Source organism: Kyrpidia sp., from assembly GCF_023512215.1.
Lineage (GTDB): Bacteria > Bacillota > Bacilli > Kyrpidiales > Kyrpidiaceae > Kyrpidia > Kyrpidia spormannii.
Map to the genome: position 1 here is coordinate 1 of NZ_JAILZZ010000008.1, position 12,251 is coordinate 12,251.

A 12,251-nucleotide genomic window follows, 5' to 3' on the forward strand; every position below is an offset into this window, starting at 1 on the left:
TTCTCCAGCGCTGCTCCAGCAGTTCCGGACCTACTGGAAATTCAACGAAGGAGAGCTTCTACTACTATCATACGAGGGAGGGGGCCATGTGGGAGACCGGGATTGGACCAGAAGGCGGCGACTGGCGTGGGTGAGCCTCGCCGCCCTTCTGACGTTCGCGCTGTTGATCGGGCGCCTCGGGTACATCCAACTCGTGCAATCGCCCTGGCTCACCCAGCGTGCGATGGATTCGTGGCGGCGCGATATTCCGGTTGAGCCGAAAAGGGGAACGGTGTATGATCGAAACGGCCATGTATTGGCTTACAACGTCAGCGCTCCGACGGTGGTGGCGGTGCCGGCCCAGATCCGGGATAAAACGGCGACGGCCGCCCGGCTTGCCCCCGTCTTGAACGTGTCGGAACAGCGGATCCTGAGCCTGATTTCGAAGCGCACTCTGATGGTGTACGTAGCGGGGGGAAGGAAGATCGACGACGCGAAAGCGAAGGCGGTGCGGGATTTGCACCTGCCCGGCGTGTACATTACGGAAGAAGGCCGGCGGTATTATCCCTTTGGGGAGCTGGCCGCCCATGTCCTGGGCTTCGTCGGCATCGATAACCAGGGTTTAGCCGGATTGGAAGCGGAGTATGATGCCCGGTTGCGGGGTTTTCCGGGAGCGATTTCCTTTTTTGCCAATGCTAAAGGGGAAGCTATGCCGGGGACCGAGAGCACCTACATACCGCCCCAGCCCGGCGAAGATGTGTACCTCACCCTGGACGAGCAGATTTCCTCCTTTGTGCGGCGGGAAATCGACCGGGTGGTGGCGGAGTATCATCCGGATAGCGTGACGGCGGTGGTGGCCGACCCGGCTACCGGAGAAATCCTGGCCATGGAAAACGCCCCGACTTTTAATCCCGCCAACTACCCGGATTATCCTCATCAGGTGTATGATCGAAATTTGGCGATCTGGAAAACTTTTGAACCGGGTTCGACCTTTAAGATTGTGACGCTCTCCGCCGCTTTGCAGGAGAACAAGATTCGGCTCGATGAGCGGTTTTTCGACCCGGGGTATTTTGAAGTCGCCGGGCATCGGATCCGGTGCTGGAAAGCCGGGGGGCATGGGTCTGAATCATTCCTGGAAGTGGTGGAGAACTCGTGCAACCCCGGTTTCATGCTGATGGGACAGCGCTTGGGGAAGGATGCCCTCTTCCATTACATCCGGGCGTTCGGTTTTGGGTCGAAAACGGGCATTGACCTCCCGGGGGAGGGTTCCGGGATTCTATTCAAACTGTCCCGGGTGGGGCCTTTGGAGTTGGCCACGACTTCCTTCGGCCAGGGCGTTTCGGTGACGCCCATCCAACAGGTTGTGGCGGTGAGCGCCGTAGCTAACGGCGGGGCTTTGATGAAGCCTTATGTTGCGGCCAAATGGGTGGATCACGAGACGGGGCAGGTGATTAGCGAACGCCAGCCCACTCCGGTCCGCCGGGTGATTTCTCCCCAAACGGCGGAATTGGTTCGAGGGGCTCTGGAAAGCGTGGTCGCCCGGGGAACCGGAAAAAACGCTTATTCGGAAGGGTATCGGGTGGCGGGTAAAACGGGTACCGCCCAGGTTGTGGGGCCGGACGGCCACTACATGCGCAACCATTACATCGTGTCTTTCATCGGCATGGCCCCGGCCGACCATCCGAGATTGGTGGCTTACGTCGCCGTGGATAACCCCAAGGCGCCGGTGATATTCGGCGGGGTGATCGCGGCCCCGGTGGTGGGTCACATCCTGGCGGACAGCCTGCAGTACCTCGGTGTCCCGCCGAGTTCCCAGGGGATTCCGCGGGAATACGGGTACCTGGACACGAAGCCGGTGGAAGTGCCGGACGTTTCCGGCCGGTCCTTGGACGAGGCCCGGCGGACGATGCTGGAGAGCAGCGCCCAGCTCTACGTGGCGACCGCCGGCCAAGGGGATTATGTGATCGCCCAAGCGCCCCAGGCCGGCACGAAGGTGCCCCCGGGTACCATGGTGCGGATTTATTTGGGTCCAAAGCCAGCCGGGGCGCCGTAAAGACATGGGCTGGAGGGCGGCCCCGGGGAAGACCCGAACCCGTCTGCGTTCTTCGGAATCGGTCCATACTGGAATGTGTGAAACGAGGGATAGTCGTGAGATTGCAAGATTTGGTGGGCGCTTTATTGCATGTGCGGGTGGTGGGGGAGATCTCGGCGGTGGAGGTGACCGACGTCACCGCCGATTCCCGCACCGCCGGGCCGGGCAGTCTGTTTATTGCTCTCCGGGGCCACACGGTGGATGGGCATGCTTTCGTAGACGAGGCGCGCCGGTCCGGCGCGGTGGCGGCGGTGGTGGAGGATTGCCTGGACACACCTCTGCCCCAGATCGTGGTGCCGGACACCCGCCGGGCGGCCGCTGTACTGGCGGCGGTATTTTTCCGACACCCCTCCAGGGCCATGCGGGTGATCGGCGTGACCGGGACGAACGGGAAAACCACGGTGACCCATTTGATTGATCATCTCCTTCGGGGCAGCGGAGCCCGGACGGGACTGATCGGCACCATCCAGACCCGGATCGGCGACTGGAGCTCAGAAGCGATCAACACGACCCCGGAAGCGGTGGAGTTGCAACGCCTCTTCGCGCAGATGAGGGACGCGGGGGTGAGCCACGCGGTGATGGAAGTCTCCTCCCACGCCCTGGAGTTGGACCGGGTTGCCGGGACACGTTTTCACACCGCCGTTTTCACCAACCTCACCCAGGACCACCTGGATTTTCATGGATCGATGGAGGCGTACCGGGAGGCGAAGGGGAAACTGTTCGCCCGGTTGGGGAATGAGTATGGCGATACCCGGGCGGATCAAGCCTTTGCCGTGGTGAACCTCGACGACCCGGTGGGAAAATGGATGGCCCGGCAAACCACGGCCCAGACCGTAACCTACGGGGTGGACCGCCCCGCCGATCTGCGCGCCCGGGAGGTGGAGGTCGACACCCGGGGCGTACGGTTTGTGGCGGAGATCGAGGGCCGGCGGACTCGGGTGCAAGTGCCGCTGCCCGGCAGGTTCAGCGTTTACAACATCTTGGCGGCCATGGGGGCGGGTTGGATCCAGGGGTTCGACCTGGACTGGATGGCGGACCAATTGGCCCGGGTCAGCGGAGTTCCAGGGCGGATGGAACGGGTGGATGCCGGGCAGCCCTTCGGGGTGGTGGTGGATTATGCCCATACGCCCGACAGCTTGGACAATGTCCTGCAGGCCCTTCGGGAGGTTACGTCAGGGCGGTTGATCGTCGTGTTCGGCTGCGGCGGTGACCGGGATCGGACCAAGCGACCGCTGATGGGGCGCATCGCCTACACCAGGGCGGATTATGCCATTTTAACGTCCGATAATCCCCGCACCGAGGATCCGGAGCGAATCTTGGATGACATTGAGGCGGGCCTTCGGGAAATCGGCGCGGACACCTCCCGGTATGAACGGATTTCCGATCGGACCGAGGCGATTCGCCGGGCGATCCACTTGGCCGGGGAGAAGGATGTGGTGCTCATCGCAGGCAAGGGGCACGAGACGTACCAAATCATTGGCAGACGCAAGTTTCCCTTTGATGACCGGGTGGAGGCTCGGAAAGCCTTGGATGCTCTTCATACTCCCGGCGGTCGGTAGGAAAGAAGGAGGGCCTTATGATGCAGGCGGTCTGGTTGACAGCGGGAACGGCTTTTGTGGTGGCCGTTCTCCTCGGGCCTCTGTTTATTCCCGTGCTGCGCCGACTCAAGATCGGCCAGAGCATCCGCGAGGAGGGGCCGGTGTCCCACAAGAAAAAATCCGGGACTCCGACCATGGGGGGGACGATTATTCTTTTGGCGACGGCGGTCACGGTATGGCAGTTCGCCGGTCGTTCGCCTGCGGCGTTATTGGCGATTGGGGCCACCCTCGCCTTTGGACTCATCGGTTTTATCGATGACTATATCAAAGTGGTGAAACGGAGGAATCTCGGCCTGACTGCCCGGCAAAAACTGCTCGCCCAAGGGGCGGTGGCGGTGCTCTTTTTTCTAGCCCTGGCGAGGTTCCACGGCTTTTCTTTTGACGTGTATATTCCGCTGGTCGGTGTGACGTGGCATCTCGGGGGACTGTATCTTCCCTTCCTGGCCCTGGTGCTCATCGGGACCTCCAATGCAGTGAATCTAACCGATGGACTGGATGGCTTGGCTGCCGGGACCGCGGCCATCGCCTTGGGAACCTATGTGGTGGTGGCATGGTGGAACAGTCAGTATGACTTGGTGGTGTTCTGCGCGGCGATGATGGGGGCGCTGCTCGGATTTCTCGTTTTCAACGCCCACCCGGCCCGGGTGTTTATGGGGGATACGGGGTCTCTCGCCATCGGAGCGGCTCTGGCGTCAGCGGCGGTCTTGACGAAAACGGAGTTTTGGCTGATCCTGATCGGCGGGGTATTCGTGGCTGAGGCCCTGTCCGTGATGATTCAAGTGTTTGCCTTTCAGACTTTTGGCCGAAGGGTGTTTCGAATGAGCCCGTTGCACCACCATTTTGAGCTCGGCGGCTGGTCCGAGTGGCGGGTGGTGAGCACCTTTTGGGCGGTCGGACTGTGTCTATCGGCCGGGGCGTTGGTTTTGTATGCCAGGGGCTAGGCGGCGGGTGCCGCCTGTGGATCGGAAGAGGTGACAGGATGTGGTAAATGAGTGGGCCGGGGCACAGGTGTTGGTGGTTGGTTTGGCTCGAAGCGGGGCAGCGGTGGCCCGCCTCCTCCTTCGGCATGGCGCACAAGTCACGATTACGGACCGACGGCGGGTGGAGGAGTTGGGGGAAGAGGCCAACGAGCTGGCGCAGATTGGGGCTCGGTTGGTGGTGGGGGGTCATCCGGAGAGCCTCTTTGACCAACCATGGGACGAGGTGGTGAAAAATCCGGGGGTTCCCTACAGTGCCTATCCGGTGACCGAGGCGATCCGCCGGGGCATCCCGGTGGTGACAGAACTGGAAGTGGCCTGGCGCATTCGTCCAGAGAATTGGCTCGCGATTACGGGCACCAACGGCAAAACCACCACCACGTCCTGGGTCGGCCATATGCTGGAGGCGGCCGGGGTGCCCCACCGGGTGGCCGGGAATATCGGTGTGCCGCTGTGCGATGTGGTGGAGGCCATCGATTCGAAAGAATGGCTTGTGGCGGAGTTGTCCAGTTTCCAGCTGCAGGGGACCCTTCGGTTTCGCCCGCACATCGGTGCGATTCTCAACATCTATCCCGCTCACCTGGATTATCATGGAAGTCTCGAAGCCTACGCGGCGGCCAAAAAGAACATGTTTGTCAACCAGGGACCGGAGGATTACGCGGTCCTGAACGGCGGCCGGAAAGACGAGCACCACTTGATGGCGGGCGTTCGGGCACGGCCCGCCCAGTTTGGCGGGCCGCGGCGGCCGGGGGTTCCGGGCATGGCGGTGGAGGGCGACCGCGTCCTCTGGTGGGACGGCTTTCGGACAGAACCGGTCTGCGCCGTGGGCGACGTGGCGCTTCCCGGAGAACACAATTTAGAGAACTTCTTGGCCGCGGGGACCTTGGCCGTGTTGGCCGGGGCATCGTTGTCGGCGGTGGCTGCCTCGGGTCGTACATTTCGCGGCGTCGAACACCGGATGGAGTTCGTGCGCCAATGGCAAGGAGTGACCTTTTACAACGATTCGAAGGCGACGAACCCCGAGGCGGCATTCCGGGCGCTCGGAGCCTTTCCGAAGAATGTGATCTGGATTGCCGGGGGGCTGGATCGTGGAGACGATTATCGCCGACTCTTGCCCCTGCTCCAAGAGGGCAGGGTAAAAACGGTGCTGACGATGGGGCAATCGGGGCCGCGGATCGCCGCCTTGGCGGAAGAGGTGGAGATACCCGTCCGCAAGGTTTCGGATGTCGAAGAAGCGGTGCGGATAGCGGCCTGTTTGGCTCGGGGAGGGGATGTGGTGCTGCTGTCCCCGGCGGCGGCCAGTTGGGATCAGTATCGATCTTTTGAAGAGCGTGGCCGCATGTTCAAAGAGGCGGTGAATAAACTGTAGCAGACTGGACGAGACCGGATACAGGGGGTGGTTCAATGCCCGACCGGGACCGCGCGCCGGATCTGCTGCTGTTGACGGTCACCCTTCTTTTGCTCGGCCTCGGCGTGGTGATGGTGTACAGCGCCAGCGCCGTCTTAGCCGATCAGCGGTACGGCGACCCTTTCTATTATGCGAAGCGCCAATTGATGTGGGCCGCCATCGGGGTCGTGATGATGTTTGTCATGATGCGCCTGGATTATCGGAGGCTAAGGCCTCTGGCCAAACCGGTGCTCTGGCTGTGCCTCCTCATGCTGGTGATCGTTCTCACCCCCATCGGTGCAGTGCGGGGGGGAGCCAGGGCATGGCTCGGGGTGGGTACCCTCGGCATTCAGCCCAGTGAATTTGCGAAACTGGGGTTTATTTTGTTTTTTGCCGATTGGTTGGCAAGGCCCGCGGCGAAGATCGAGTCTTTTTGGAGGGGTTTAGCGCCGGCGCTGGGCCTGGTGGCGGTGGCCGTAGGACTGATCATGTTGGAACCGGACCTCGGCCAGACGGTGGTTCTCGTGGGGACTATGGGGGTGTTGATTTTCGTGGCCGGGGCCCGGGTCCGGCACTTGGTGGCACTCGGGATGTCGGCGGTGCCGGTGTTTGCAGCCCTGGTGGCGGTGGCTCCCTACCGGTTGGGACGGGTGGTGGCCTTCCTCGATCCGTGGAAATATCCTTTGACCGAGGGCTATCATATTATTCAGTCCCTATATGCTTTGGGGCCCGGAGGGTTGTTTGGGCTGGGCCTCGGGAGGAGCCGGCAGAAGTTTCTTTACCTGCCTGAACCGCAGACCGATTTTATTTTTGCCATCCTGGCTGAGGAACTGGGTTTTATTGGGGCGGCCACCGTTCTTCTACTTTTCGCCGCCCTGGTATGGCGGGGGATCTACGTGGCGATGCGGGCCCCGGATGGGTTTGGCAGCCTATTGGCTACCGGGATCGTGGCGATGATCGGGGTTCAGGTGTTGATCAATGTCGGTGTGGTCACGGGCTCCATGCCGGTAACCGGCATCACCTTGCCCCTGATCAGTTATGGGGGGTCCTCTTTGGTGCTCATGTTGACAGGAATCGGGATTCTGTTAAATATCTCAAGGCATGCGGTGAGAAGCTGAGCTGTTCCAAGCCCGGGGCCAGAGCGGGAGGGGGCTTCCGGGCGGCGGGTCAAAAGAGAGGGATGGGGCTTATGCGGGTGCTTTTAACCGGGGGCGGCACCGGGGGACACATTTATCCGGCCCTGGCCCTGGCGAGGGATTTGAGGCGGAGGGTGGAGGACCTGGAATTGCTGTACGTCGGCACGCCCGGGGGCATGGAGAAGGAGTTGGTGCCTCGGGAAGGAATTCCGTTTACCGCCATTGACGTCCGGGGATTACCCAGGCGGCCGGGCCTGGAACAGGTGAGGGCCCTGTGGCAGGCTTGGCGCAGTCTGGGCCAAGCCAAGGGCGTGTTGCGAAGGTTTCGTCCGAATGTGGTGGTGGGCACCGGGGGGTACGTGAGCGGCCCGGTGGTCTTCATGGCCCACCGCATGGGCATTCCCACGCTGATTCACGAGCAGAATGTGGTACCGGGTTTAACCAACCGCCTTTTGTCCCGGGTGGTGGATGCCGTGGCCGTGTCTTTTCCTGATACCTCCGCGTTTCCAAAAGCCAAGCGGGTAGTGATCACCGGCAACCCCCGGGCGAGCGAATTGGTGGAGGTGCAAGAGGACCGGGTGGAAGCGATTCGTCGGGAGTACGGTTTGAAGACCGATCGCCCCGCGGTGGTGATCGTCTCTGGGAGCCGGGGGGCAGCGCCCATTAACCGGGCGGCCCAGGGGCTGTTGCCGAAGCTTAAAGGGGCCCCGTTTCAATTGGTATGGGTCACGGGGCGCGCCCATTTTGAGGATATCGAAAGAGACGTGGAACGCCAGTTCGGGAAGGAGAAGGTCGAGGGTGTTACAATCGTGCCTTTTTGCCACGACATGCCGGCCTTGCTGCACGCGGTGGACTGCGTCGTGTGCCGGGCCGGGGCGTCGACGGTGGCGGAGTTGACGGCGGCGGGCACACCGGCTATTCTCATTCCATCCCCTTATGTCGCCGGTCGCCATCAGGAGCGAAATGCCCGGTGGCTGGCCGAGAGGGAAGCGGCGGTGGTTCTTCCGGAAGACCAGTTGACGCCCGATGAACTCTTTCGACGAATCATACATATTCTTGGGCGCGATGAGGCGAAGGAGATGAGCCGCCGATCCCGGGAATTGGGACTGGTGGATGCGGCTCGAACCCTTTCACTGTTAGTGGTGTCATTGGCGTCTGCCAAGGGGCGGCAGTGACGGCCGGAGAGGCCCCGGGGAACGGTCCCGGGGGTTTTTCGTGTCCAGATGCCGCCAGGCCTTCCACGGTGGGCGTTTGTCACACCGGGGGGCACCGATCCATAGTATAGGGATGCGATGGTTGGCAAAGGTCCCGCCTTGGCCAGCCGGCGAGGAGGTTCACCGGTGAAAGAAGAAATTTGGTCGATTCTAAGCCGTGTCGATGTCGGTCGGGTACTTCGAGATGAACCGATGGCTCGCCATACCACCTGGCGCATTGGAGGGCCCGCCGACGTCTTGGTATTGCCGGAGGAGCAGGATCAGATCCGCCGCCTGATGGCGCTGGTCGGCGAGCGGGGTTGGCCGTGGCTGGTGATCGGGAAAGGTTCCAACCTCCTGGTCCGGGACGGCGGAATCCGGGGCGTGGTCGTGAAATTGGCCGATAACTGGTCGCAGATGGAGCGGGAAGGAACGACCCTGGTGGCTCAATCCGGGCGGTTGATCGTCTCCGCTGCCAACCACGCCATCCACTGGGGTCTCGCCGGGTTGGAGTTCGCCACGGGTATTCCCGGCAGTGTGGGCGGTGCCGTTCGCATGAATGCCGGCGCTCACGGTGGTGAGATCAAGGACGTCCTGACGTGGGCCGACCTCGTGTTTCCAGATGGCTCCCTCATCCGAAAATCCAATGATGAGTTGGGGTTCGGATACCGCACGAGCCGGGTGGCCGAGTGGGGCGCTCTGGTGGTCCGGGCGGCGTTCGGCTTGGCGCCTGGAGATACGGCGGAGATGATGAGTCGAGTAAAAGCCTGGACCCAGCGTCGGCGGCAGACCCAGCCCCTGGCCCAGGCGAGCGCCGGCAGTGTCTTTCGCAATCCGGTGAACCACTACGCCGCCCGGTTGATCGAAGAAGCGGGATTAAAGGGGAGACGCGTGGGAGGGGCCCAAATCTCTCCGGTTCACGCCAATTTCATCGTGAATCTGGGCGGGGCCACGGCCGGAGATGTGTTGGCGTTGATCCATTTGGCCCAAGAGGAGGTTTATCGAAAGTTCGCCGTCCGGCTGATGCCCGAGGTGCGAATTGTCGGGGAGGATGTTGAAACCGGGGGGTGAAGGCCTTGGATCGAATCGCCGTTGAAGGGGGCACGCCGCTGGAAGGTACGGTGAGGGTACACGGCGCCAAAAATGCGGCGTTGCCGATTCTCGCAGCCACTCTGCTGGCCGAAGGGGTCTGTGTTGTCGAAGACGTGCCGGATCTTCAGGACATTCGCGTCATGGTCGACATTCTGCGGGCCCTCGGGGCATCGGTGGATTATTCGCCTCCCGTAGTCCGGGTGGACGCCCGGCGGATCTCCCGAACGGAAGTGCCGGAGGAATTGATGCGGCAAATGCGTTCGTCCATTTTCCTCATGGGTCCTCTCCTTGCTCGATATTGCCACGCACGGGTCTCCCGCCCTGGCGGGTGTACAATCGGTTCACGTCCGATTGATCTTCATTTGAAGGGACTTGCGGCGTTGGGGGCGTCCATCGACGAAGTGCATGGCTACATCGATTGCCAGACCCGGCGGTTACATGGCGCAGCGATTTATTTGGATACCCCAAGTGTCGGGGCGACGGAAAACCTGATGATGGCCGCGGTCCTCGCCGAGGGGACCACGGTGATCGGCAACGCCGCTCGGGAACCGGAAATCGTCGATCTGGCCAATTTTCTCAACCGACTTGGAGCGCGCGTTGAGGGGGCGGGGGAAGATACCCTGGTCATTTCCGGGGTTCAAGGGCTCATTGGAGGACGGTATGCGATCATACCCGATCGCATTGTGGCGGGGACGCTGGCCATCGCCGTCAGTATGACCGGCGGCGATGTGACCCTGGAGAACGTCCGTCCGAATCATTTGGGGGCTGTATTGACAAAATTGCGCGAGGGCGGTGTTGAAATCGAAACCGGCCGTGATATAATGAGGGTGCGTTCGGACGGGAAGCTCCGGGCGGTGGAGCAGGTGCGCACCGCGCCCTATCCGGGGTTTCCCACGGATCTTCAAGCTCCTTTTATGGCCTTGTTGAGCGTGGCTCCAGGGATGTCCATTGTGGCGGAGACGGTTTTTGAAGAGCGGTTCAAACACGTCAGTGAACTGTGCCGCATGGGGGCCAATATTCGAGTGGATCTGCGCACCGCCTTTGTGCAAGGGGTGCCGCGCCTGACCGGGGCGGTGGTGCAGGCGAGCGATCTGCGGGCAGGTGCGGCTTTGGTATTGGCGGGTCTTGTGGCAGAAGGTACAACGGTGGTGGAGCAGGCTCACCATATTGACCGAGGATACCAACAATTCGACGAGATGCTGCGGGGGCTTGGAGCCCGGGTGCGGCGCTTGTCCCAATCATAAACCATACCGGAGGAGCGGCGTACTACGGCACATAGATATGCCGCTCTTTTTTTCAATATGACGGGGGTTCGGCAATTTTGAATACTGGTGGCACCCCGGGGGCGAAAGGAAAGGCCGAGGGCGGGCGGAGGCTGCGGGCGCGGATTTTGTTGATCGCGTTTCTCCTCGGTTCCGCCGTAGCCCTGTTTTTTGGGTCTCCCCTCTCCCGAGTGAGGCATATTCAGGTAGAAGGGACGCATAGTTTAACACCAGCCGAGGTGGAACAGGCGGCAGAGGTTCCCCTCGGCACCTGGTGGTTTGAGGTAAAACCCGCCGATGTGGCCGCCCGAATTCAAAAGGCTTTTCCTCTGGTGGCGGATGTCCGCGTGCACTTCAGCTGGACAGGCTCCTTGGATATCTCGGTGAGGGAAAAAGGAGTAGTGGCGGTGTTTCCTTCGGGGGGTGCTTGGTACCGGCTTCTTGAGGACGGGACGGCGCTGGATGTGGTGAGGCCCGGGGAGACCATCGGTATGCCTTTGATCACCGTGGGAGCACCCCCCCAAGTTACCCTCGGAAAACCCGTGGCGCCGGTGGTTGCGGCCTGCCGCCAACTCGCTTTACTGTCGCCGGAACTCCGGGCCCAGCTAGCGGAAGTGCACGTCGGCGATTCCACGATGTGGACGGTGTATACGGTGGATCATTATGAGTTGCACGTGCCTGCCCAGGAATTCGCCCAGCGCATGCAATGGTTCCCTCAGATTCGGGATCAGGTCAAAGACCGGGGGCCCGGTGAGATTTGGCTGACGGATCCGTTCCGCTACAGTCCCTTTCCCGGCGGAAAGGGGGGGCAATAATGATCAAGCGGATAGAGACGGCTTTTTTGTTAACACTCATCGGCGTGTTATTGGGATTCATGCTCACGGTGCAGTTGCGGAGCACCCATGCGGTCCGGTGGCCCCCACCCCCGCTGCGCATCGATGAAAGCTCAAAACTCCTGGATTCCCTTGCTTCGGCGAAACACACCAATGAGGCGCTTGAGGCGAAGATCTCCGACCTTCAGGCCCAAGTGGACCGGTACGAGAAACAGGTGGATGGCGATATGGGAGCGATGGCCCCGGATCGACAGAAGTTAGAGGATTATCAGATCCTGGCGGGTACCGTGCCGGTACACGGCCCAGGGGTGAAAGTGATCATCGACGACCACCACGGCCCGATTCCGGTGGGGGTTGACCCGCGTTACGCGATTGTCCACGATTTTGATCTTAGGCGGGTGGTCAACGAACTGTACGCGGGCGGGGCCGAGGCGGTGTCGATCAACGGGGAGCGGATGGCGGTGAACACCGGGGTGGTCTGTATCGGGCCGACGATCCGGGTGGGGCTGGCGCGACTCGTTCCTCCTTTCACAATTGAAGCCATCGGTGATCCGCAAAAAATGACCAGCCAACTGAACCGGCCGGGAGGAATTCTGGATTTACTGCGAAGTCGGACGGTGACGGTGACAGGCCCGGTGGTCCAGGCGGATTTGCACCTAAAATCGGCCACGGGGTTGACGGGGTGATCGCGGGCCGTTGGGA

Annotated in this window: 10 protein-coding genes; all 10 read left to right on the forward strand. The window is 61.6% G+C overall.

Annotation, left to right across the window (positions count from 1 at the left end):
• The first annotated feature begins 88 nt into the window (after positions 1 to 88).
• The 10 genes from K6T64_RS04920 (at position 89) to K6T64_RS04965 (ending at position 12,235) form a co-directional block, all read left to right on the forward strand.
• On the forward strand, positions 89 to 2,032 hold the full coding sequence (locus K6T64_RS04920; protein WP_483306129.1) for a stage V sporulation protein D: 1,944 nt from the start codon (positions 89 to 91) through the stop codon (positions 2,030 to 2,032).
• A gap of 95 nt (positions 2,033 to 2,127) precedes the next feature.
• Positions 2,128 to 3,630, forward strand: a complete 1,503-nt coding sequence (locus K6T64_RS04925) for a UDP-N-acetylmuramoyl-L-alanyl-D-glutamate--2,6-diaminopimelate ligase (protein ID WP_288008810.1) — start codon at positions 2,128 to 2,130, stop codon at positions 3,628 to 3,630.
• Between the two features lie 17 nt (positions 3,631 to 3,647).
• On the forward strand, positions 3,648 to 4,610 hold the full coding sequence (gene mraY / locus K6T64_RS04930; RefSeq protein WP_170085459.1) for a phospho-N-acetylmuramoyl-pentapeptide-transferase: 963 nt from the start codon (positions 3,648 to 3,650) through the stop codon (positions 4,608 to 4,610).
• Positions 4,611 to 4,650: 40 nt separating this feature from the next.
• The gene (murD, locus tag K6T64_RS04935) at positions 4,651 to 6,015 is read left to right on the forward strand and encodes a UDP-N-acetylmuramoyl-L-alanine--D-glutamate ligase (RefSeq protein WP_170085460.1); all 1,365 of its coding nucleotides are present in this window, start codon (positions 4,651 to 4,653) and stop codon (positions 6,013 to 6,015) included.
• Between the two features lie 35 nt (positions 6,016 to 6,050).
• Positions 6,051 to 7,151 (forward strand): stage V sporulation protein E, encoded by a 1,101-nt coding sequence (gene spoVE / locus K6T64_RS04940; protein ID WP_170099317.1) that lies wholly within the window; start codon positions 6,051 to 6,053, stop codon positions 7,149 to 7,151.
• Between the two features lie 71 nt (positions 7,152 to 7,222).
• Positions 7,223 to 8,344: an undecaprenyldiphospho-muramoylpentapeptide beta-N-acetylglucosaminyltransferase gene (murG, locus tag K6T64_RS04945; RefSeq protein ID WP_288008814.1), complete on the forward strand. Its 1,122-nt coding sequence runs from the start codon at positions 7,223 to 7,225 to the stop codon at positions 8,342 to 8,344.
• A gap of 165 nt (positions 8,345 to 8,509) precedes the next feature.
• On the forward strand, positions 8,510 to 9,433 hold the full coding sequence (gene murB, locus K6T64_RS04950; protein WP_170085463.1) for a UDP-N-acetylmuramate dehydrogenase: 924 nt from the start codon (positions 8,510 to 8,512) through the stop codon (positions 9,431 to 9,433).
• Between the two features lie 5 nt (positions 9,434 to 9,438).
• Positions 9,439 to 10,698: a UDP-N-acetylglucosamine 1-carboxyvinyltransferase gene (murA, locus tag K6T64_RS04955; RefSeq protein ID WP_100669268.1), complete on the forward strand. Its 1,260-nt coding sequence runs from the start codon at positions 9,439 to 9,441 to the stop codon at positions 10,696 to 10,698.
• Between the two features lie 77 nt (positions 10,699 to 10,775).
• Positions 10,776 to 11,531 carry a cell division protein FtsQ/DivIB gene (locus K6T64_RS04960; RefSeq protein ID WP_170085464.1) on the forward strand — a complete coding sequence of 252 codons (756 nt, stop codon included), beginning with the start codon at positions 10,776 to 10,778 and terminating at the stop codon, positions 11,529 to 11,531.
• The gene (locus K6T64_RS04965; RefSeq protein ID WP_288008819.1) at positions 11,531 to 12,235 is read left to right on the forward strand and encodes a DUF881 domain-containing protein; all 705 of its coding nucleotides are present in this window, start codon (positions 11,531 to 11,533) and stop codon (positions 12,233 to 12,235) included. Before K6T64_RS04960 ends, K6T64_RS04965 begins: the two co-directional genes overlap by 1 nt.
• Positions 12,236 to 12,251: the final 16 nt, after the last annotated feature.